Annotated in this window: 15 protein-coding genes and 2 pseudogenes; 5 read left to right on the plus strand and 12 right to left on the minus strand. The window is 68.0% G+C overall.

The window, feature by feature from the left end; all coding sequences use genetic code 11:
* Positions 1 to 157: 157 nt before the first annotated feature.
* From EJC51_RS47310 to EJC51_RS47325, 3 genes and pseudogenes are all read right to left on the minus strand, one after another.
* Entirely contained in the window at positions 158 to 2,191 is a 2,034-nt protein-coding gene (locus EJC51_RS47310) for an NACHT domain-containing protein (RefSeq protein WP_126269126.1), read from the minus strand.
* Positions 2,192 to 2,305: 114 nt separating this feature from the next.
* Positions 2,306 to 3,253: an IS481 family transposase gene (locus EJC51_RS47315; protein ID WP_126269125.1), complete on the minus strand. Its 948-nt coding sequence runs from the start codon at positions 3,251 to 3,253 to the stop codon at positions 2,306 to 2,308.
* Positions 3,254 to 4,057: 804 nt separating this feature from the next.
* A pseudogene (locus EJC51_RS47325) lies at positions 4,058 to 5,238 on the minus strand (IS110 family RNA-guided transposase).
* Positions 5,239 to 5,657: 419 nt separating this feature from the next.
* Between EJC51_RS47325 and EJC51_RS47330 the strand changes: the two are divergent.
* Positions 5,658 to 6,830, plus strand: a complete 1,173-nt coding sequence (locus tag EJC51_RS47330) for a UDP-N-acetylglucosamine--N-acetylmuramyl-(pentapeptide) pyrophosphoryl-undecaprenol N-acetylglucosamine transferase (RefSeq protein ID WP_126276726.1) — start codon at positions 5,658 to 5,660, stop codon at positions 6,828 to 6,830.
* An 18-nt stretch (positions 6,831 to 6,848) separates the two neighbouring features.
* Here the strand turns inward: EJC51_RS47330 and EJC51_RS47335 are convergent, their stop codons facing one another.
* From EJC51_RS47335 to EJC51_RS47355, 5 genes are all read right to left on the minus strand, one after another.
* Positions 6,849 to 7,268, minus strand: coding sequence for a low molecular weight protein-tyrosine-phosphatase (locus EJC51_RS47335; protein WP_126269124.1), 420 nt, complete (start codon positions 7,266 to 7,268; stop codon positions 6,849 to 6,851).
* Positions 7,265 to 8,395 carry a DegT/DnrJ/EryC1/StrS family aminotransferase gene (locus EJC51_RS47340; RefSeq protein WP_126269123.1) on the minus strand — a complete coding sequence of 377 codons (1,131 nt, stop codon included), beginning with the start codon at positions 8,393 to 8,395 and terminating at the stop codon, positions 7,265 to 7,267. The genes EJC51_RS47335 and EJC51_RS47340 overlap by 4 nt, the downstream gene beginning before the upstream one ends.
* Entirely contained in the window at positions 8,395 to 9,402 is a 1,008-nt protein-coding gene (locus EJC51_RS47345) for an ATP-grasp domain-containing protein (protein ID WP_244362269.1), read from the minus strand. Before EJC51_RS47345 ends, EJC51_RS47340 begins: the two co-directional genes overlap by 1 nt.
* A gap of 2 nt (positions 9,403 to 9,404) precedes the next feature.
* Positions 9,405 to 10,421 (minus strand): dTDP-glucose 4,6-dehydratase, encoded by a 1,017-nt coding sequence (gene rfbB, locus EJC51_RS47350; RefSeq protein WP_126269122.1) that lies wholly within the window; start codon positions 10,419 to 10,421, stop codon positions 9,405 to 9,407.
* Between the two features lie 381 nt (positions 10,422 to 10,802).
* Positions 10,803 to 11,366, minus strand: a complete 564-nt coding sequence (locus EJC51_RS47355) for an ATP-binding protein (protein ID WP_126269121.1) — start codon at positions 11,364 to 11,366, stop codon at positions 10,803 to 10,805.
* Between the two features lie 243 nt (positions 11,367 to 11,609).
* On the opposite strand from EJC51_RS47355, the gene EJC51_RS47360 reads away from it, so the two are divergent.
* Both EJC51_RS47360 and EJC51_RS47365 read left to right on the plus strand, forming a co-directional pair.
* Positions 11,610 to 12,857, plus strand: coding sequence for a helix-turn-helix domain-containing protein (locus EJC51_RS47360; RefSeq protein ID WP_126269120.1), 1,248 nt, complete (start codon positions 11,610 to 11,612; stop codon positions 12,855 to 12,857).
* An 11-nt stretch (positions 12,858 to 12,868) separates the two neighbouring features.
* Positions 12,869 to 13,378, plus strand: a complete 510-nt coding sequence (locus EJC51_RS47365) for a GNAT family N-acetyltransferase (RefSeq protein WP_425276834.1) — start codon at positions 12,869 to 12,871, stop codon at positions 13,376 to 13,378.
* Positions 13,379 to 13,628: 250 nt separating this feature from the next.
* Here the strand turns inward: EJC51_RS47365 and EJC51_RS47375 are convergent.
* From EJC51_RS47375 to EJC51_RS47385, 3 genes and pseudogenes are all read right to left on the minus strand, one after another.
* Positions 13,629 to 14,543, minus strand: a pseudogene (locus EJC51_RS47375) (replication-relaxation family protein).
* A 273-nt stretch (positions 14,544 to 14,816) separates the two neighbouring features.
* Positions 14,817 to 15,572: a hypothetical protein gene (locus EJC51_RS47380; RefSeq protein ID WP_126269117.1), complete on the minus strand. Its 756-nt coding sequence runs from the start codon at positions 15,570 to 15,572 to the stop codon at positions 14,817 to 14,819.
* A 132-nt stretch (positions 15,573 to 15,704) separates the two neighbouring features.
* A complete protein-coding gene (locus tag EJC51_RS47385) occupies positions 15,705 to 16,049 on the minus strand; it encodes a hypothetical protein (protein WP_126269116.1) in 345 nt (114 codons plus the stop codon).
* A 381-nt stretch (positions 16,050 to 16,430) separates the two neighbouring features.
* Between EJC51_RS47385 and EJC51_RS47390 the strand changes: the two genes are divergently transcribed.
* Together EJC51_RS47390 and EJC51_RS47395 are read left to right on the plus strand one after the other, a co-directional pair.
* Positions 16,431 to 16,790, plus strand: a complete 360-nt coding sequence (locus EJC51_RS47390; protein WP_126269115.1) for a CU044_2847 family protein — start codon at positions 16,431 to 16,433, stop codon at positions 16,788 to 16,790.
* Entirely contained in the window at positions 16,766 to 20,722 is a 3,957-nt protein-coding gene (locus EJC51_RS47395; protein WP_126269114.1) for a trypsin-like peptidase domain-containing protein, read from the plus strand. Before EJC51_RS47390 ends, EJC51_RS47395 begins: the two co-directional genes overlap by 25 nt.
* Before the next feature lie 194 nt (positions 20,723 to 20,916).
* Here the strand turns inward: EJC51_RS47395 and EJC51_RS47400 are convergent, their stop codons facing one another.
* Positions 20,917 to 21,306 carry a trypco2 family protein gene (locus EJC51_RS47400; protein WP_166682788.1) on the minus strand — a complete coding sequence of 130 codons (390 nt, stop codon included), beginning with the start codon at positions 21,304 to 21,306 and terminating at the stop codon, positions 20,917 to 20,919.
* Positions 21,307 to 21,371: the final 65 nt, after the last annotated feature.

Consider the following 21,371-nt stretch of genomic DNA (forward strand, 5'->3'; position numbering starts at 1 on the left):
ACGGGACAGGCCAGCAGCCGGCCCTGACCAGACCACCGACCATGAAGGCCCGACCAGCATCACGATGCGATAACCCCACCCCCGACCACGCCGTACAACCCCACCCGCGAACGGAATTGAGGGCGTGGCGGCTACCGGCAATGCGACGCCCCGAGTTTCAGGGAAGGTCCGCTGGTTGGGGGTGCTGGCGGAGCCAGTGCTGGAGTTCGCGGTGGCGGTACTGATAGGCGGGTCCGCTGTAGCGCATGAGTCCTGCGGTGACAGCCCAGTCCAGGAAGAGGCCGAGCCGGAACGGCAGACGGCGGCGCGAGCAGAGCAGGAACACCGCATACCGCCGCGAAGCCCGGGCACCGCCCGCGAGTCCGGCCGAAAGTCCGGCCGCGAGCCCCATTGCGAGTCCGGCTGCGAGCCCGGCCGCGAGCCCGATTTCGAGGCCGCCTGCTAGCCCGACTGCGAGCCCGAACGTGAGTCCGAACATGAGTCCGGCCATGGCGTCACTCCTGATGACGGCCCGGGCTCCGAGATTTGTACCCGGCTCACGCGTGAGTCCGACCGTGAGTGCGGTCGCGAATCCGGCTGCGAGCCCGACTGTGGGTCCGGCTGCGAGCCCGATCGCGAGCCAGATCGCGAGCCCGATCGCGAGCCCGAGTACGAGCCCGCCTGCAAGCCAGAACGCGAACTCCCTGCGTCCTTGACGGGTCCTGAGCGGGTTCGCCGTACTTGTGGGCTGGCCGGTTGTGATGGCGAGGGCTCCGGACATGACGGCAAGCGCAGTGATCAGGGCGGCGAGCCCTGTCGGCTTTAGGGGGGCTGTCCAGGCGGACGGGAGGACGGCGAGAGTGGTGAGGACGGCGTCGGTAGTGCGGACGCGGGTGCGTCCGGCGAGGGGCCACAGTTCGTGCAGGAGCAGATCGGTGGCCTCCACAGATGTAGGGGCCGTGGCGGGGAGGGCGCCGGTTGGGTCGAGGTGGGTGGTGAGGTGGTGGAGCCAGCGGTGGACGTCCTTGGGCGCGTACCCGTGAGGGTTGGGCGCGATGCGGGTGGCCGCGGGGATGTACCGGGCCAGTAGATGGTCGTCCAGGGTGCTCGCGTCGAGGAGAGTGCGGAGTTCCCCGGGGTCACCGTCGCGGTGGTAGACGGTGGCAGTCAGACACAGTCGCCAGGGGGTGGAAAGTACCGTCGCCAGGAGTCCGCTGGGGTGGGCAGCCAGGTGGTCGAGTAGGGGCTGCCAGCGGTCCGTTGTGAGGGCGCGGTCGGTGAGGTAGGTGCGGGCGTCGGTGGCGTCAACGGGGGCGATGGTGATGCGGGCGGCATCCAGCACCTCAGCATGTGTGGCTAGAGCGTCGTAGTGCCGGGTGCGGCACGTCAGGATGAGAGGCCCGGCGTCACGGCCCTGCTGGTAGGCGTTGAGCGCGCGGACGACGGCGGTGGCGCGGGGCGCGGCAGGATCGGGGGAGCCATCGACCAGGGGGTCCATTTCGTCCAGGCCGTCTAACACCGGCAGCACCAGATGCTGCCGCACTAAGCCGGCCGCCAGGTCGGTGGGCCAGTCATAGGCCTCCACCAACCGCTGCCGCAGCAGGTCGGGCAGCAACTGGCGTTCAGTGTCCCATCGGGACAGCGGGATACGCACGGGAACGGGATCGTCCTCGGCCCGGCCGTCCAGGAGGGCCAAGAGTAGTTCCAGGGCGAGGACGGTCTTGCCGGCCCCGGCAGCGCCGGTGATGACCAAGCGCAGAGGCTGGGTGGCTCGGTAATAAGAGACGATATCCGGCACCGTCGCCGAATTTGCTCCGTCGGCGGTCAACCGTCCGGCCGCCAACGCCACGGCGGGGCGGGAGACAGCAGGTTGCAGGTCATAGGCAAGGTTGATGCGCCGGGTGTCGTCACCCAGCAACTGCCGCCACACCCCGCTTTCCCCATCCTCAACCTGTTTGGCCAGCGTCGCGGCCCAACCACGGGAACGCTCAGCATCGTTGCCCTCGACCGGATTGCGCAATGCGACCACGGAGACCACGAGCCCGATTACCCCCAGGGGCAGACCCAGCAGCCCGGCGGTGTCACCCGGTTCCAGACCACCGTGCAACAACTGTCGCATCGCATACGCGACACTCGCCACGACCGCCAGGGCACCCAGAGCCCCGAACATCTGCCACCTGCGCCGCCAGCGGCGCCCCCCGAGTCCTGCCACCCCCCGATCATCACCACCGCGAGCTCCCCACAACGGCGACTTCTCCCACTCGTGACCAGGCGGACGGACAACCCGACAGCCCGAGTCTGTCGGTGTGCAACTGACGATCACCGGTTACGCCTGAGTCGTGGTCTTCTGCTTGAGGCGTTCGTAAGGTGTCTGGCCGCCAAGGCCGCCGTGCGGGCGATGGTAGTTGTAGTAGTCCTCCCACTCACGCAGCTTGTCGTTGAAGACCTCGGCGTCGTCGATGATGACGCCCTCGAGGAGCCGGTAGAACTCCTCGGCGTCGATGCGGTGAGAGCGCTCAACCTTGCCGTTCAGGCGCGGTGTTCGCGGCTTGATGTAGGTGTGGGCAATGCCCTTGTCCAATACGTGCCAGTGGAACGCAGACTGGAACTCGGCGCCGTTGTCCGTCTGGATGACCTCGACCTGGAACGGCAGGCGCTGGATGACGTAGTCGAGGAACTGGATCGCGGTCGCTTGGTTCAGCGTTGGGTAGATCCGCAGGACTCGCAGCCGGGTGCAGTCGTCGATCGCGGTGAACTGGAAGTACTTGTTGCGCCCACCGCGGCGGCCCTGAGGCATCGAGGCAAGTGGTTCGATGAACTTCACGTCGATCTGCACCCGATGGCCGGGCAGCTTCTTCTCGTACCGCTTCCATCGGCGGTCGTGGCGTTTGTACCGCTGAGAGGCCGGCAGACGGCCCATGTCCAGGCGGTTCAGGATCCGCCACACGCCCGACTTGCTGATCGTGACGTCGTGATACCGCTTGAGGTACATCGCGATCTTCTCTGGCCCGAAGTGGTAGTTCTGCCGGAGGTAGATGATCTTCCCGACTACCTCAACGTGGGTGGCGTTCGGGCTGTGCTTGGGGGCCTTCGAGCGCGTGCGCAGCCCCTCGATGCCCTCGGCTTGGTAACGGCGGTACCAGATGTAGTAGGCCTGCCGACTGATGCCGAAGTACCGGCAACTCATAGCAACGTTGCCGGTGACCTCTTCGACATGGCGTATGACGGCCAGGCGCCGCTTGGCCTCGCGATCGAGCGGGGTTGTCTTCGACATGTGGATCTCCGTAGGCGTCGGGAGACCCAGGTGTCAACGATGGTCGTCAGTTTTAGACCGACAAGGCACGCCCGCGAGCAACCCCCGCGGGCGCGGGGACGACAGGGCGGGGTGGCTCCGGCCCCCGAGGACTGCCCGAGCAACCCCGCGGGCGCGGGGACGACACTTTGTGACCTGCGGTGATGCTAGTAAGGGGGCTGGTTTTCCTTTGCCTGCATGCCGCTTCTGTGTCTTTGTTGGGGGGTGTTGTCAGTGGCGCGGTCTAGTGTGCCAGGGCGCTTGGGCGGAGGGGTGGTTTCCATGGTGGAGCGTGGGGGTTCTGTCGTCGGGCCGATGGAGGCGACGGGGTTGTCGGCCGGGGGCTGTGAACGGATGTCGCAGCTTTGGGGGAAGTCGGTGGCGAAGACCTGTGGCCGCATGCATTAGTTGCAGGGGCATCTGTTCGACACGGCAGCGGTGGAAGGGCTGATGGGGGATCAGTATCTGTTGCGGGCGTGTTAACCACGCTCCCAGAACCTGACCCCCTCAGATCATCATGTGGGGCCACTTCACGTTCCTGCGGCCAGGCAGGAGGTCTGGCACCTCTTCCATCAGCTACCAGGTGGGCTCGCCCACCATGTTCAGGGCATGTGGGTAGTGCATGGGGTCAGCGGCTTGGAGCGAGCGCGGGTCCGTGCACGCCCCGAGCGTTTGTTCGGCGGGTGTCGCGTCTCGAAGCGAGGTCGGCGGCGGCTTGATGAACGAGAGCCTGGTCGATCAGGCCGAGCCTGGTCTGCAGGTCCTGCGGGGGCCCCATGACTTCGGTCAAGGGGCAGCTGGGGTTGGTGGTTGGTAGAAGGTGCCGTTGCGGAGCATCGCGAAGAGCACGTCGGCTCGGTGTCGGGCGAGGCAGAGGATGGCCTGGGTGTGGTGCTTTCCCTGGGTGATCTTCTTGTCGTAGTAGGTGCGGGAGGCCGGGTCGGCCAGTGCGGCGAACGCGGAGAGGGGTTTCCTCTCCGTGAGGGCTGTTCGCCGCGGATGGACGACCCGGAGGTGCGGGTCGCCGGGGCGAGGCCGGCGTAGGCGGCAAGGTGGGCGGCGGACGGAAACGCGGTGCCGTCGCCGCCGTCGATGAGGATGCGGGCTCCGATCCTGACGCCGATGCCGGGCATGGACATCAGGACTTTGGAAAGAGGGTGGGCCTCCAGGAGTTCCTCGATCCGGTGGGCCAGCAGTTTGCGCTGGTCGAGCACGGCCTGGAGCGAGGAGGCGAGGCTGGGAACGATCAGCGCGGCCGCATCCGTGCCCGGGACGACAACGGTCTGCTCGTCGAGCGCGGTGAACACGTCGTCTATCAGCCGCTCCGCCATGCGGGGCGCTTTCGGCCGGATCAGGGCGACGAGTCGTCGGCGTCCGGCCTTGCGGATCTGGTCCGGCGAGCCGAACTGGTCCAGCAGCCTGAGCACGGCCGGGTGCTGCATGCGCGGGCCCAGGACCCTTTCCAGGTGCGGATGAATGTGCGTGAACAGGCCCCGCAGCCGGTTGGACAGGCGAGTTGCCTCGGACGCCAGGTCGTCGTCGAACCCCACGATCATCTGCAGCTCGGCGATCGTCTCGTCGTCGAGGTCGACCGACCGCAGCGTGTGGGGCCTCGTCCTGGCTGCGTCGGCGATGATGAATGCGTCCTTCGCATCGGTCTTGGCCTCGCCTGGGTAGAGGTCGGCGATCCGCCGCATGGCCAGGCCGGGCAGATAGGCGACATGGCAGCCGAGCTCGCCGGCGACGGCCAGGGGCAGGGCGCCGATGGAGGCGACCTGGTCGAAGATGACGAGGACGGAGCCGTGTTTGGCCTGCAGTTTGGCGAAGACCTCGCGGAGTTTGGGCTCGCTGTTGGGCAGTCTGCGGTCGAGGGTCTTCTTCCCGGCCGGAGTGAGTGCGGTGGCGTGGTGTTCGCCTTTGCCGACGTCCAGGCCGAGGTAGATGTTGATGTCGCCGGTGTCGATCACGTGGGGTGTCCTCCGGTCGTACTCGTCCGGCCCTGCCACGGCACTGATCGCCACATCCACATTACGAAGAGCCTCCCAACCTGCGGAAAGGTCGGTGGTCATGCCCCTAATCAGCGGTCTGTCAGTGCCGCCGGAGTTGGTGACACCCCCCCCAGGCCATGCACTCGACAAGGGGAGGTAGTCATGCCAACTCCGAAGGCCGGTAACCCCGTTGCGGGGCTACGAAGACGGTAATGGGGGGCCTTCGACGCTCGGGGAACCGGTGCACTCTACGAGGGCGAAGGGGACGGGGCGGTTGTCCCGTGGCTGGTTGGGAGGGTTGTCGTCTCTGGTTGTGGGAGGCTCGAGTGTCAAGGCCCTCAGCCGCGGTGAAGGTGCGGGCCTTGGCAGCGGGCCGATTCTGGAACAACTGGAGCAGCATGTACAACGATCACCGCCGGTATTTTCGTTTGATGGTGACGGGTGGCGGTACGGGTGGTCATACCTACCCTGCTTTGACCGCGGTGCGCACGCTGCAGTCCCGTCTCGCGGCACAGGGCGCCGGGCTGGATGTGGTGTGGGTGGGCGAGGCAGACAGTCTGGAGTCTCGGGTCGCGGTGGGGGAGGGGATCCGCTTCGAGTCGGTTGCGGTGGGCAAGATCCGCCGATCGAAGAACCCCATCAAACTGGTGTCCCCGGCGAACATTGCTGACATGAGCCGGGTGCCGCTGGGCGTGTTGCAGGCGAGGAAGGCGATCACCGGGTTCGGTCCGGATGTGGTGCTGGCGACGGGCGGCTATGTGGCGGTGCCGGTCGGTGTGGCGGCGACGCGGCTGTGCCGGGTTCCGTTGGTGGTGCATGAGCAGACGGTGCGGCTGGGCCTGGCGAATCGGACGCTGGCCGGAGCCGCGACGCGGGTGGCGGTGTCCTCTCCGTCCACGCTGCCGCTGTTGCCCGAGAGCGTGCGCGCTGCTGCGGTGGTCACCGGTAACCCGGTGCGGCCGGAGGTGTTCACCGGTCAGGCGCAGAAGGCCATTCATGCGCTGGGCCTGCACGGGTTCGACGCACGGCTGCCGACGGTGTACGTCACCGGCGGCGCGCAGGGTTCACAGCAGGTCAACCATCTGGTGCGGGATGTGCTGCCCTGGCTGCTGGAGCACGCCAACGTGATCCACCAGTGCGGTCCCGGCAACGTCGACGAACTGCGCCGGCAGACCGCTCAGCTGCCCGCTGCGAGTGCGGGGCGCTATCACCTGGCCGGCTACATGGGCGCGGAGTTGCCGGATGTGTTCGCGCTGGCCGATGTGGTGATCTCCCGCAGCGGGGCGGGCACGATCGCGGAGCTGACCGCGCTGGGCAAGCCGGCCGTGTTCGTGCCGCTGGCCACCTCGGCCGGCAACGAGCAGGTCCACAACGCCCGGCATCTCGCTGATGCCGGGGCGGCTGTCGCGCTGACCGGCGAGGTGACGCCCGGACAGCTGCGGGCTGCAGTGGCGCCGCTGCTGACGGATCCCGAGCGGCGGGCGGCGATGGCCGAGCGGGCGCGTGCGCATGGGCGGCCGGATGCTGCGGAGCGTCTGGTGGATGTGGTGCTGGCCGCGGCCGGCAGGTAGCCGGGCCGCGGCCCGCGGTCACGGCAGGTGCCGGTGGGCGCCCTGCTGGATGAGGTCGGCGGCGCGCGCGAAATCGTCCGTGGTGCCGTCGTAGGGGTCGGGGACGTCTTGGTCGTCGAGGTAAAAGGTGATCTTGCCGAAGACGGTGGGGTCGGCCTGCCTCCGGAGTTCGTCGAGGACCTTGTAGTCCATGGCCAGGACGACGTCGGCCCACTCCAACAGCTCCGGCGTGACCTGCGTGGCGCGGTGGCCGGCGAGGTCGAAGCCACGGGCGGCGGCGAGTTCGAGCATCTCCTCGTGGGCGGGCTGACCGGTCCACTTGTCGCTCAGGCCTGCCGACCGGGCGTCGACGGCCCAGCTTCCACGATGCTGGAGGACGCTCGCGGCGTAGGGGGAGCGGCAGATGTTGCCGAGGCAGACGGTCAGGATGTTCCTCACGGCGTCTCCGTTGCGAGGGAGCGTGCGAGGGCCGAGAGGACGTACTGGACGTCGTCTCGGTTCATGGAGGGGTGGAAGGGCAGGCTCATGAGCTGGCGTGCGGACCTCTCGGTGACGGGCAGGGGCCGGTGCCAATGTTTGAACGCCGGCTGGTGGTGGTTGGGCGGGTAGTGCACGCCGACTCCGAGGCCGCTGGCGCGGAGTGCCGCGAACACGCGGTCGCGGTCGGTGAGGTGGATGACGCAGTTGAAGGGGACGGTGTGGTCGATGTCGACGTCGACCAGGCGGACGCCGTCGAGGGCGTGCAGGCCGTCCGCGTAGGTGCGCCACAGCTCCTGCCGTTTGGCGGCGACCTTCTCGAAGTGCTCCAGCTGGGCGAGGCCGATGGCGGCGTTGAGGGCGGACATGGTGGCCCGCAGCCCGAACTCCTGGACGGTGTAGGAGGTGGTGGCGGCGCGCTGTGTCTGGCTTTGGACGATTCCCAGGGCGCGCAGGGTGCGTAGTTCCTGGGCTTCTGGCGGGGTGCGGGGGATGATGCCGCCGCCGGTACCGCAGGTCAGGTTCTTGATGGGGCCGAAGGAGAAGCAGGTCAGGACGCCTGGTCGTGCCCCGACGAAGGTGTCTTTGCAGTGGGAGCCGAAGGCGTGGGCGGCGTCTTCGACGATTGTGATGCGCTGCCGCGTGAGTTCGTCGTGAAGAGTGGAGAGATCAACCGCGCGGCCTCCGTAGAGGACGGGAACGATGGCGCGGGTTTTGGGGGTTAACGCGTCGCGGACATTCGCGGCGTCCGTGCACAGGGTGTCCGGATTGATCTCGACGAACCGGGGGTGTGCGCCGGTGGCGAGGATCGCGTGGATGGACGCGCAGAAGGTCTGCGAGGGGACGATCACCTCGTGGCCGGGGGCAACCCCTGCGGTCGTGAGGGCCAGTTGCAGTGCGGCGGTTCCGGAGGCGACCGCGACCATGTCGGGAACGCCGAGGTAGTCGGCGATGGCCTGCTCGAACCGGTCGACGATGGCGCTGTGTCCGTATTGGCCCGCCTGGAGAGCTTCGGTCAGCGCCTCGGCTTCTGGACCGTGCAGGTACGGACGGGCGTTCATGGTTACCTGGAGCGGCACGGCACCCATCAGGATGCTCCTTCAGCAGGTTCGGTGAGGCCGTGTAGGGGCGGGGGCGGCCAGGCGCCGGTAGCGACGGTCTCGAAGCATTTGGTGAGGCACACATCCGGCGTGTAGGCGAGCCGGGTGTGGTCGACCGGGAGTTCGAGGAGCCCGTTGAGGGTCTGCTCGACGAGGGCGGCGCCTGCCGCGACGGCGAGAGGGAAGCCGCCGGCGAAGCGTGCGTTGACCTCTGTCACCGTCACGCCGCCGTACGCGCACTGGAAGCCCTGGACGCAGCACGGGCCGATCATGCCGACGGCATCCAGGGTGCGTTTGACCAGGTCGGCGGCCTCGTCGTCGTGGAAGGTGCGCCCTACTACGGACAGTCCGGCCTTCACCAGGAGGCGGTGGCGCAGGATGACGGAGGCGTTGCCCGTACGGTCGACGAGGCAGTCGGCCGTGAACTCCTGCCCGAGGATGTGTTCTTGGACGACGGGGTCGGGGACGAGTTCACACAGCACGGCTGCTTGCGCGCGGGTGCGGCACACGTGCACGTTCTGGGTGCCGTGGCCCCGTCGCGGCTTGACGACGAACGGGCCGGGCACTGCGGCAGTGTCGAGCTGGTGCGGCAGCCACGTGGCGGGGGTGGGGATGCCGCGCGCGGTGAGCGCGGAGTGGAAAGCGGCCTTGTCCCCGGTCACGGTCACTGTGCCGGCATCCGGAAGCCACGTCCGCACCCCCAGGGCGGCCAGTGCCTCGCGCTGCGCGATCAGCACCGGCAGTTCCCACTCGATCGTCGATATCAACGCCTCGGGCCGCAGGCGCCGGCACACGTCCAAGAGGCGCGCCCCGAAGTCCGGGTCATCGCTGGACGGCAGGAGGCAAGGCGTCACGCCGGCCAGCACCAGGCCGCAGGCCAGTGGGTTGGCATCGGCGGCGATCACCTGGCAGCCGAGCCGGATCAGGTGACGGGCGAGGTCGAAGCCCGGCGCTCCGCCCGTTCCGGTCACCAGAACGCGCATGTTGGAGATCATCGTCACTTCTTCTCCCCGGTGTCGGTGATGCTGAGCGCAGCCATCGGCGCATCTGTGTTGCGGGATGCGGGCGCCCAGCGCTCGGGGTGAGCCCGGTACCAGTCGACGGTCTGCGCAAGACCGTCCATCAGCGACCAGACAGGCCGGTAGCCGAGGTCGTCACGCGCCTTGGACCAGTCCATGGCGTAGCGAACGTCGTTGCACTTGCGGTCCGGGACGTACGTCACCGCATTCCAGTCGGCTCCGCACAGCCGAAGGAGATGACCGGTCAGTTCCCGGCTGGTCTGGTCGGTGCCGCCCCCGATGTTGTAGACCTCGCCGGGGATGCCCCGCCGCAGGACAAGTTCGATGCCCGAGCAGTTGTCCTGGACGTGCAGCCAGTTCCGCACGTGCTGGCCCTGACCGTGGAGGGTGACCTGCTGGCCCTTGAGCAGATTCGTGATGAACAGCGGGATGATCTTCTCGGGGTGCTGCTGCGGCCCGTACTGGTTGGAGGAGCGGGTCACGCACACCGGAACGCCGTCGGTGAGGAAGGCGGAGAGGGCCAAGAGGTCGCTGGCGGCCTTCGACGAGGCGTAGGGCACGGTTGGGTTGAGCGCGCACTGTTCCGTGGCGCACCCCGTCGGCATCGGCCCGTACACCTCGTCGGTGGAAACGTGCACGAACTTGGTCACGCCGTGGCGGCGGGCGGCATCAAGGAGCGTGTGCGTGCCAAGGATGTTGGTGGTCAGGAAGGTGCCCGCTTCCAGGAACGAGCGATCGACGTGCGATTCGGCCGCGAAATGCACCACCGCGTCGTGTCGCTGCACCAGTTCGTCCACCAGGTGCTGGTCAAGGATGTTGCCGCGCACGAAGCTGAGTTTGGGCGAGGTGAGCACGGCTGCCAGGTTCTCCTTGTGCCCGGCGTAGGTAAGCGCATCAATGACGGTCAACTTGGCGACGTCCTCACACGCCAGCATCCGCGCGGCGAAATGCGAACCGATGAAACCGGCGCCGCCGGTAACCAGGATCTTTTCCATAAGCCTGACCAATCTCGGTCGAGTGATGGCCGGAGCAGGGAGGGGGCGGAGGGCTCTGGGAGGAAGGGAGCCCGCTCCGCACGGGGCACACGGGCAGCCTGCGGACAATGCCCGAGGGGACACTGAGGTCGTGCCGCGGGCTCACGTGCGCGAGCCTCGCAGGGGACGAGCCCCCGTTGGAACGCGGCCCCCTGAAGATCGCGGGCAGGGTGAGCGGGACGATCTGACATCCATGACCCGCCGGAGGAGGGCGACCTCGCGCGGTCAGGGGGCGATGAGGTTCTCGGTTCGTCGAAGCCGAGGGTGACGCCGAGACCCTTGGCGTGGACCGCTTCTGCCGCGCGCGGCTGGGCCGGGCAGTTGCGGCGGGGCCGGCGACCCTCATCGCGGCGGCCTCGGCGCACTCGGTGCCGCCTTATGTGAGCACGGTGCGGCTGAACCCGATGGTGGTGCTGAGCCAGGCGGAGCGTCGTCTCCCCGGGGCCGCGATGTCCTGGTGCCAAGAGATAACGCCTCGGCGAACTGATGCTCCGCGGTTGGTGGCACCTCCAACTCGGCCCAGACGACTTTGCCCAAGGGGTCGCGGTCGTAGCCCCATCTGGAGCTGAGGGCATCGACCAGGAGCAGGCCGCGTCCGCCCTCAGCGTCGCCGTCGGGTCTGCCCATCTCTGGTGTCTCGCGGCAGGTGTCGGCGACGGCGATACGCACCCTGCGCTCAGTCGTGCGCGTGACCAGTACGCGAACGCTGCGGCACCGGGTGTGCTCGACGGCGTTGTTGACGAGCTCAGCCACGATCTGCATGCCCGCCTCGGACATCTCGCTTATGCCCCAGGCGTTCACAGCGGCTGAGACGAGCAGGCGGGCTCGGCGAGCGGATGCCGGTTCGCACGCAAGCGTCTCGGTGTACCTGCGGGCGCCGGACGGGGTAAGTCGGGCAGCGATCATGGTCGCGGTATCCCTCCGGGGTAGGCGCCCGGCCCGACGACGGGGACGTCGGGCCGGGCTCTCCTCTGTGCCGTCGAGGAAGGGGAGCCCGGACCTCGAACAGCTGATACCGAGTCAACGACCCGGGGCTCATGAGGAACAGGAAAAGTCGTGCTCTCACTAACCGCCTTGAACCGGAAGACTTTGCGGTCGCGTGACCTGGAGTCTGGTTCGGCCAGTGCCTGCCGGTTTACCGTCGGTGCCATGGCAGCGAACGCCGTGCTCAAGCGCCGGATGGAGGAACTCGGGCTCACGCAGGACGAATTGGCTGGTCGGATGAACACCGCGCTGGCAGAGATCACCGGCAGGCCCGGCGATGTCTCGGCCCGCACGGTCCGCAACCTGCTCAACGGTACGTCCCGCCGCCCCATCGGCCGTACCTGTGCTGCCCTGGAGCGGGTGTTCGGCTGCTCTGTCCAGGACTTAGGGTTCAGCGCACCACGCACCATGCAGCATCCGCAGGAGGATCCCGTGCGGCGTCGCACTTTCATCGCCTCGGCCACCGGGACCGCATCCGCCGCGGTTCCCCTGCTCGCTCAGCGCCGCACGGTCGGGATGTCGGACGTAGCGCGGGCTGCGAAAGGAATGAACGCCCTCGTCACGGCCGATCAGCATCAAGGTGGACACACCAACCTTGAAATGGCCGCCCTCCGTGGCCGCAACCGAGTGCTGGAACTGCAGCAGCGCAACGCGAGCGAACGTGTCCGTCGGGCCCTGTACGCACTGGCCGCCGAGTACACCGACGCGGCGGCCTGGTCTTGCATCGACGCCCGCAACCTCGACCAGGCACAGAAATATCTGAACGAATCCTCCACGTACGCCGGCCTCTCCCAGGACGGACCCACCCAGATGAGTGTGTGGGTCAGCATGGCGATCTTCGCCGCCCAGCGCCGCAACTGGCCAGAGGCACTCTCAGCAGCACAGGCCGCACAAGCTTCCCCAGCGGCCCGCGCAGACCTGTTCTTCGCTTCCCTGGGGCGCATTCGCGCAGCACTCGCCTACGCGGCACTCGGCGACAGCCGCGCCGCCCTCCGCTCCCTCGGCTCCGCCCAGGAAGCCCTCGCCGCAGCCCCCGAGCGCGAACGCCCGCGCTGGACAACCTTTTACTGCCAAGCCGAACTCGACCACCTCGGGGCCATCGTCAACCACCGCAGCGGCCGCTACACCCACGCCGAAGCCATGGCCCACCGCGCCCTGGCCAAGATCCCGCCGTCCTTCCGCCGCAACCGGGCGCTGGCAACCGCCCAGCTCGCCCTCGCGCAACTCCACCAAGGAGACAGCGAACAGGCCACGGCCACAGCTGCTGACGTCTTCACTGTCATGGCCGGTACGCCGCTCCCCGGCCGGATGCGCACCCTCATCGGCGACTTCCACCGGGCTCTGTTCACTATGGCCCCCTCCGCCACGTACGCACGCGACTGGGCAGACCGTCTGCGAACAGAATGGAGCTGAATGTGATCGAGATGCGCCACTTCCGGCACGGACACCTTCCCGAAGGATTCCGGCAGCTACTTATCGATGTTCATGCCGACGCCTATGCCGACCAGATGGACGACCCGTTCAACCAGCGCTTTGACTGGTTCGTGGAGCACTGGTCGAGTGCCGAGGGATTCACGTGCGTCGTGGCGTACGACGGAGACCAACCTGCAGGCTTCGCCTACGGCGCTCCGGCCACGCCCGGCCGGGAGTGGTGGCGAGATGCCAAGTACGAGCCGAAGGCCGGTCGAACTTCCACGTACTCGGTGTCCGAACTCATGGTGCGCCCCAAGTGGCGCAAGCAGGGCATCTCCGAACGACTTCATGAAGCCCTGCTGAAGGAGCGCACTGAAGACCTAGCTGTCCTCCTGGTCGAGGTGGACCACCCCAAAGTTCAGGCGCTGTACGAGTCATGGGGCTACGTGAAGGTCGGGGAACGACAGCCCTTTGCCGACTCCCCACTGTTCGCCGTCATGGTTAAGGACCTGCCAGGCTGAGGCAGTCCAGCGGGCGTGCGCGAGGGGCTTCGAGGCGGCTGGCGAAGGGGGAGTGGAGAGCGGCGGTTCGCGGCCGGTGAAGATGCCGCACAGGGTCAGTTCGTGGCGGCAGTAATCGGTGAGGCAGCTGGTGAGCACGGTGTGAAACTCAAGCCGTTCCCCAGGATCGTGGATGAAGGGCCGAAGGATCAGCCAGGCAGATTCCGGCTGAACATGGAGGCATGTCCCACGGTCTTGGTCCGCATGGTCTTCACAGGTCGGTCCACGGGCGCGGGTCGCCTCCGGTCAGTGGTGTCCAGACCGGTGTGGTCGGGCCGTGGTGTTCGATGTCTTCGAGGATGGCGGCGCCGAGGGGTACTTCGCGGGCGAGGGTGGCGACGAGCGGGTGTTGTGCGGCCATGGCCTGCAGGTCGTTGATGCGGTCTTCCAGTCTTGCTCTGGAGGCGCCGGTGAGGATGAACAGGACGCGGGGGAAGACGGGGTACCAGCGCAGCCATGCGGGGCCGGTTGCGGGGGTTCGGCGGCGTCCGACGGGTTGTGCTTCGTAGTGGAACAGTCTGGCGTAGTCGATGAGTTTGATGGCCAGGCGTTCGCTGCTCATGGTGGTGCGGTCGACTTCGACGAACGCGCGCAGTTTCCGCCGGTGTTGGCCGTCGATGGCGGTGTAGTGCAGGACGGCGTCGGCGACGAGGCGTTCGCCTTCGCCGATGGAGTGGGCGACTTCGGGGGTCCAGTCCCATGGTCCGTGTTCGTGTCCGTGCCGGCGGGCGTCGGTGGCGAAGGGGAGGTGGGCGCGGACTACGCACAGGGTGTGCGGCGTCTTCAGGGAGGCTGCGGTGCTGGAGGTGATGGGGTAGGGCGGTCGGCCGCGCAGGAGGGGGAGGTCGCGGGTGAGTCGTACCCCGCCCGGGGTGAGGTACCAGGCGTGCGTGCGCGAGCGGTCTGGTTACTGCAGCGGGGTGAGGTCGACCAGGCGTGCGGAGCGCAGTTTGTTGAGGACGCGGGAGATGAGCTGGCGGGGGCTGTCGGGCCGCAGCATCTGCCGGAGCTGGCCGGTGGTGGCGATGCGGTGCAGGGCGAGCGCGGTCAGGACTTGCAGGCGCAGGGGTTCAGCCGGGCTGGGGGCCGGTTCAGCGGCATGAACACCTGAATGGGAACGGGTCATAGAGGCAGCCAACCTCCGTGCCCGGACCATGACCCCGACCGTGGAGGCCTGACCAAGGTCACGGCTGAGCAACGGCCGCGTGGTCGGGGCATGGTCAGGGTTGTGGTCGGGGCGACCGGCTGTGAGCCGTCGGTGCCGACGGGGCGGAAGAAGAAGATGGCGGGTCCGCAGCAGCGGGATCTGCTAGTGCGGCGCGTGGTGGCGTAGTCACGCCATGTCGGACACCGTGCGACAGACGGCCCGCAAGAGACCAACCTCAACCGGGGGCCGCGTTCACGGGGCGGTGCGCCCAGTGCCGCTCACCGCTGGGGCCCATCTCCTGGAGCGCTGGGCGGCCTGTTCGAGGATGCGCCGCCGTGTCCAGCGTCGGCGTCCGTTTTGGCGGCCGGCGTTCTCGGCGATGCCGTCGGTGGTCTTGAGCAGCGGCAGGTTGCCTTGGGAGAGGCTGCTGGAGAAGGAGCTGAGGCTTTTGTAGCCGAGGAGGGCGGCGGCCTCGCTGGCGCCCAGGAGTTCGTCCGGGTCGCCGTCGACGGGAACGTCAGGCAGGGGCGGTGCCGGTTTGGTGCCGGCGCGTCGTCCGCGGCCGGGCCGGCTCTCCAGCCAGTTCAGCAGTGTCTGGACGCGCCACTGCTGGCGGCGGTAGGGGTTGTCGGGGGTGCCGAGTTCTTCGACGACGTCCGGGTCGGGGAAGTAGCCGGGGTGGTCGCGGACGAAGGTGGTGACCTGGTTGGGGTTCTTGTAGCCGAGGAACCTGGAGGCTTCTGCCGCGTTGAGCAGCTCCTGCGGGTCACGGGCGGGCGGCTTGTACCCCTTAAGGCGGGTCGGTGTGCGGTGGGCGAACCACTCGGTGACCTCGGCGTGGTCCCACAGCCGGGCACGGCCGCGGGTGGCGACGGGTTCGGGAAAGGTCTGGCCGGCCGTGTTGTGCTCGCGGCTGGTGTACAGGCTGCTGATCCGGGCGGGTGTCAGGTCGTGTTCGGCTGCGATCTGGGCGGCGTCGGCCAGGCGGGGCTCACGGCGCGAGGTCATGGCATAACCGTCCTTCCTGTCAGCAGTGTGCCGGCCAGCCCGGCGCACAATGCAAATAATGGCAGAAGTCTAGGGAGGGGTCCAGCCCGCGACTTGAGATTCTTCCCAGTGGCCGCGCTGGCGGCGCCCCTCCTATTCCTCGGGGAGCAGGTAGATGCCGCGGCACGCGGCAGCCTCGGCCATCTGCGTGTACGCGATGGCAGCCGGCGTCATCTCCCACTCGGCCAAGGCCAACAGCAAGATCACTTCGGTGCGGTCCTGGGTGGTATCGCAGGGCATACCGGAGGCATCCGCGGCGACCATCAGCTCCGCAGTGGCCAGCCCCTCGAGATGCACTGCCACCTCCCAATGCAGCTCCCGCAGGCCCTGCTGGTACAGCTCGTTCGCCTCGCCCAGGAGCAGCAGCAGGTCCTCGCCGTGGCTGGACGGTGCTGCTGCAGTGAGATCGAGGATGCGCTGGGTGGTCGTCGTCATCATGAGAAGTATCCCTCCAAGGGTCGGTGAGCGGTGTGGTGGTGGGTGGTGTGGTGGTCAGTGGCAGCCGTCGCACCCGGCGGCGCTGTGCAGGATCTCGCCCGGCCCGGTGCGGGCCCCTGAGTCCCATGTGGGCGGCTTGAGCAGGGCGGCGTGGACGTCGCGTTCCATCCGCTCGAAGTCCAGCGGGGGTCGAAAACACTGCGCCTGCCCCCTGCTCGAACCGGGAGGTCCCCTCCAAGGATGGGCCGGCACGGGCACTCCGGACGAAACATTCGAGTACTTCAACCTGCTTCCAAATCCCCAAGCGACTGAATTCCGGGGCGAGTTGCCGCTACGCTGAGTATCTATCTCGCTACTCACCGAAAGGGTGGTCATAGGGGTATGGGGGGAAGCGTGCAGGACGCGGGACGCATGGACGGCTCGGACGAGCGTCTGGTCCTGCTCGACGTGGACGGGCAGCGCGTCTACATGGCCGTACAAGAGCTGGACAGCAGGTACGGCGACGAGCGGGAGGTCTCGGGGCGGGTTCGGCGGCGACTGGACGAGGCCCTGGAAGGGCTGACAAGCACTGCACGGGCCGTGGTGACCCAGCTGCGGCAGAGCGAAGCCACGCGCGTGCGGGTCCAGTTCGGCTGCGAGTTCGCGCTCGAATCTGGATCTGTCGTCGCCGTGGTCGGCAAGGCGCGCACCTCCTCGGCCTTCACGGTGGAGCTGGAATGGGAGCAGCCGCCGACTCCGTGATCCCGGCCGAACTGACCGGCTGGGAGGGACTCCTCAAGGCGGCGACCTTACGGCTCGAACCGCCCTCTGGTGACGTCGGCACCGGATTTGTCATCGCCGACGGCTTGGTGGCGACCTGCGCACACGTCGTCGCCAAGAACGAGCGCACGCTGCCCAAGCGGATACGCGGCAAAGTCGTCGCCCTCGACCGAGAACTCATCCTGGAGCCCGTGCCCGGCTCGTATGTCCGGGACCGGGACGGCGGTCTCGACCTCGTATTGCTGCGCATCGTCGAACCCTCCGGCAGCCCTGCCCCACCCCTTCAGCCGGTTCTCACGTCGAACAAGGTCGAGATCGGCGACGATCTGTGGACGTACGGCCATCCGGTCCGCGGCTTCTTGGGCCAGACCGCCACCCTGCGCTACCAGGGCACGGATCGGCGCAGCGACCGGCCGGGCGGGCCCTGGCTGCCGCACGCGGAGGGGCTCGTGGGCGAGGGATGCAGCGGCAGCGCCGTGATCAACCTCCGTACCGGCGCGGTGTGCGGCATGGTGAGCACCTCCAACCTCAGCACCAGCGTCCATCTGGTGCCGGTGGCGGAGATCCTGGCGCGCTGCCCCGCGGGAGCCGACCGGACGGCCGTCAAAGGCGAATGGCCGTGGCGGCTGAACCCCGGCCAACTGGAAGCCGGTGGCTGGCGGCAGCCGACCGCTCTGTTGCTGGACTATCTGAAGGGCGCCAGGAAGGCGGCCGACGGACAGCACCCGTATCCGATGATCGAGGGAGAGCCGCCCAGGACCCTGTCCATGGTCTACGTCAGTCCGAGCGTCGGCTCGGAGGAGTCCGCCGAGGAACCGGGCCCCTCGGGGAACGAGCGGATCCCGGCCGAGGATCTGTTCCAGCTCGACCAGGACATCCTGCTGATCGGTGCCCCCGGCGCGGGCAAATCGAGCCTGCTCCGGCACGCTGTCACCGAGTTAGCTGCCCGGTGGAAGCCCCCGGACTGGCACGACCTGGTTCCCGTCCGAGTGGACGCCCGGGACTTGGACAAGGACTTTCCGCTGGCCGCGATCGCCGAAGCCGTGGACACTGAGATCCTGCCACCCTCTGCTAGCGGCTGGCCTCGCGAGTGGTTCAAAGGACCCCCGGTACCGGCCACGCGCTGGCTGATCCTTGTCGACGGGCTCGACGAGGTCGGTGGCCCGCAGGCCCGCGAGAGGGTCATCCAGAGGATCACCGCACTGCGCGAGCTGAGTGTGGGCGACAATTATCGCTTCCTGGTGACGACGCGGCCCCTGCCGACCGAGGAGCTGCCCCCCAATCTGCGCCGGTTCGACCTGCTGCCACTGGACCCGCGTCAGCTGTCCGACTTCGCCACCCGCTGGCTGACGGCTCTGAAGGTTCGCCAGCCAGTGGACGCGGCGGCTCTCTTCCTGGAGCGTCTCGAAGCCTCCGGGATGACGGAGCCGGCCAGGACGCCGCTGATGGCGTCCATGCTGTGCCAGCTGTTCAAGGCAGACCAGGACTTGCCGCTGCCGCGCGGTCGCAGCGCCGTATATCGGAAGTTCGTCACAGCGGTCCAGGGCCGGAAACGCTGGAAGCGGAGCGACAGCCCGTGGCCCCAACTGCGACAAGCCGCCATCGAGGAGTACAAAGACGTCGGTGACGCGGCACTGACCGGTCTTCGCGATGCGTTGCCCGATCTGGTCCAGCGTCTCGCCTACGAACGCCACTACGGCAGCAAGGAATCGGCCGTGCAGCTCCTGACCAAGTGGTCGGCCGAACTCGGCCACAAGGGACTGTCGGAGGAGGAATGGGCCGACCTGCGCGGCGTCGCCCTGCCCGAACTCCTCCGTGCCGGCGGGCTCCTGCGCCAGCGGCGCGACGACTTCGTCTTCATCCACCAGACCTTCGCCGAGTACCTCACAGCGCGATGGATCGCCAAGGACACCCAACGCAGCACCAAGGAGTTCCGCCGGGTCTTTGGCCACGACCCACGATGGCCCGCCTGGGCCCTGGGCCTCGCGCGCGACTCCGATCCGGCAGCGACCTCCGTGGTCCGCTTCCTGGTCGACGCCTGGGGGCAGGAGGAGCAACGCGGACTCCAGTCGACGCTCCGCCGACTTGCGGTGCGGAACGGAGGCGCGACCCTCATCGCCACCCTCGTCGCCGACGGCTCGAAGGTCGACGAGGAAGCTCGGGACACAGCCGTATCCGTGCTCCACGACGCTGCCCTTGACCTGGACCACGAGGCAGCGGTGGCCCTGGCCCGGATGGGGGACGAGCGGGGCGTCAAGATCCTCGCCGAAACGGCGGAACAGCACCGCAGCCTGGACTATCGTCTGAACGCCGCACGTGGTCTCGCCGACCTCGGCGACCCGCGTGGCATTAAGGCGCTGCGGGCCATGGCGGCCGACTCCACCGGACGGGGCACCATCGCGGCCGCCGAAGAACTGGTGCGACGAGGCGACCCGTACGGGACCAGTGTCCTCGTCAGGATCGCGAGGGGCCCCGAGGACGCTGCGGCGCTCTGGCTCGAAGCCGCCAGGACCATGCTCCGGCTTCAGCTCTCGAAAGGCACCGAAGTTCTGCTGGCCCGGCTCACCGACACCGGCGCATCGAGCAGCGCGCGGATCCAGGCGGCCCAGCACTTGGACGGACGACATGCCGGGACGATCGCGGAGACGCTGACGGAACTGATCCGTGGCGGACCGCCGCCGGACGACTCCCTCAGGGCCCTCAGCCTGCTGCCGTCGCTCTTTCACCGCAATCCGCAGGGGGACGCCGTGCTCGGCGGCCTGGCCGAGGATCCGCGGCTGCCCGTGCGGGTGCGGATCGAGGCGGCACGGTCCGTCCACGACGCCGAGCGGCGCGAGCGGCTGCTGATGGCCGCAGTTGCGGATCCCGACGCGACTTCCGCACTGAAGTTGCAAGCCCTGGAACACCTACCGGCCGTGAAGGGCCGCCACATCACGGACATGCTGCTGTCGATCGTCAACGATCACTCCGTCTCGATCGACGTCCGGTGCTCCGCCGCGCACCGGCTGCCGTCGTCCCCCGAACCCCGGGCCAGGATCCAAGAGGCTCTGACGGCCCTGCTGACCCACCCTGAACTGCCTCAGCGCCGACGCAGCGCGCTGCTGGAATACACGGCTTCCTGGTGGCTTCCCCCAGCCGCCGGAGGACTCCACGCACCGGACACATCGCCCTGGTGGTCCGTCACGGTCAGCACGATGATCACCGATGGCCCACGGGACGAGGGCGAGTGCCGGGAACTCATCACGCAGTTGGGCCACGCCGGGGCCTGGTCCCAGCTGACGCTGCTGGCCGAGACCCAGCCCCTCTCCGGCAGGCTGCGTCTGCTCGCCGCACGCCGGGCCACGGCCATCACCGCCCGGCAGGGCCCCCGGGGCGATGTGAGACTCGCCCTCGCACGGAGTCTGAGCCTTGATCCGCGCTATCGCCTTCTGGCTTTCGGTGAGGTCGCGTGGGACGTGAGCGTGCGCATGGCCGTCCGCTCGGCCGACCTCACGCGGGTCGTCGCAGACGGCCTGACCGAGTTCGCGCGGGTCGTCGTGGACGCGGTGCGCACTGCGGTCGACTGGGTGCTGACCGCGCTGATCCGGCTGCCCTTCATCGCCCTTCTCGCCGTCCTGCCGTTCGCCGTGGCGGTGGCGGCCAACGCGTTCGGGACCGCCTGCATGGCCCCGGACCCGCCCGAGGACTGGAAGTTGCGGGTGTACTTCGGGGTGACCGCCCTCCTGGTCACCACGCTGTATCTCGGGGCTAGCGGGACCTGCGGAATGAGGCGAAAGGGACGCAAGGTCATTCTGTACGGCCTGCTGGCGGGGGCCGGATTCGGTCTGCTACGGCTGCCGGAACCGGCGATCCTCAACGACATGGGCACGTATCTCGCGGCGGTGATTCCCTGGGACAGACCCTGGCAGATCTGATGCCTCCTGATCACCAGATACGACGCGAGTCCTCCGCCTCCCTCTCCCGCGCATCATGGCCAGCCTGTACAACCTCGCCATCGGCGTCCACCGTCAGGACGGCCACACCAACATCGCGGCCGCCCTACGTCACGCGACTGGCGAAGGCCCCTGACCGCCCTCGGCCTCACCGGATGAATCCGGACAGACCTCGATCATGCAAGGGACCCTGCGCCCAGATCTACGCCGAATACGCTGAACCGCAGCTGGCCGTCAGCACCCCGGGTTCGTGTCAGCTCCATCCCCAAGTCAACGGTGATTTCACCGATTTCGAACCGCACACCCTTATCGCCCGCCCCTTGCGGATCATCGATCCGCGCCTGTGCTTCGGCTATCTGGCTCCGCAACAACGCCACCGCATCCGCCAGGTCCAACCAGTCCTCACCTGCACCGCCCGAACTCATTGTCACCGCCCCTGCGTTTTGCTCCGCAAGCACTTGCAGACACTTTGCTTCCGCCTCCGGCATCGGCCCCGCGCAGGCGCCGCCGTTGTTTACGACTACCAAAACCTGTTTGCCCATAGGGCGGATTCGCAAAGACACCACGACGTGAGGCTGCCTAAGGGCTGTCCCGTAAATGATCTATGGCATGCCGACTGACCAGCGGTGCT

The organism is Streptomyces aquilus (assembly GCF_003955715.1).
Lineage (GTDB): Bacteria > Actinomycetota > Actinomycetes > Streptomycetales > Streptomycetaceae > Streptomyces > Streptomyces aquilus.

Excerpts from the sequence above, each read along its gene's own strand:
- EJC51_RS47315 (WP_126269125.1), bottom strand. The coding sequence starts at position 3,253 with ATGTCGAAGACAACCCCGCTCGATCGCGAGGCCAAGCGGCGCCTGGCC.
- EJC51_RS47330 (WP_126276726.1), top strand. The coding sequence starts at position 5,658 with ATGTACAACGATCACCGCCGGTATTTTCGTTTGATGGTGACGGGTGGC.
- EJC51_RS47340 (WP_126269123.1), bottom strand. The coding sequence starts at position 8,395 with ATGGGTGCCGTGCCGCTCCAGGTAACCATGAACGCCCGTCCGTACCTG.
- EJC51_RS47345 (WP_244362269.1), bottom strand. The coding sequence starts at position 9,402 with ATGATCTCCAACATGCGCGTTCTGGTGACCGGAACGGGCGGAGCGCCG.
- rfbB (WP_126269122.1), bottom strand. The coding sequence starts at position 10,421 with ATGGAAAAGATCCTGGTTACCGGCGGCGCCGGTTTCATCGGTTCGCAT.
- EJC51_RS47355 (WP_126269121.1), bottom strand. The coding sequence starts at position 11,366 with ATGATCGCTGCCCGACTTACCCCGTCCGGCGCCCGCAGGTACACCGAG.
- EJC51_RS47360 (WP_126269120.1), top strand. The coding sequence starts at position 11,610 with ATGGCAGCGAACGCCGTGCTCAAGCGCCGGATGGAGGAACTCGGGCTC.
- EJC51_RS47365 (WP_425276834.1), top strand. The coding sequence starts at position 12,869 with ATGCGCCACTTCCGGCACGGACACCTTCCCGAAGGATTCCGGCAGCTA.
- EJC51_RS47380 (WP_126269117.1), bottom strand. The coding sequence starts at position 15,572 with ATGACCTCGCGCCGTGAGCCCCGCCTGGCCGACGCCGCCCAGATCGCA.
- EJC51_RS47385 (WP_126269116.1), bottom strand. The coding sequence starts at position 16,049 with ATGATGACGACGACCACCCAGCGCATCCTCGATCTCACTGCAGCAGCA.
- EJC51_RS47390 (WP_126269115.1), top strand. The coding sequence starts at position 16,431 with ATGGGGGGAAGCGTGCAGGACGCGGGACGCATGGACGGCTCGGACGAG.
- EJC51_RS47395 (WP_126269114.1), top strand. The coding sequence starts at position 16,766 with ATGGGAGCAGCCGCCGACTCCGTGATCCCGGCCGAACTGACCGGCTGG.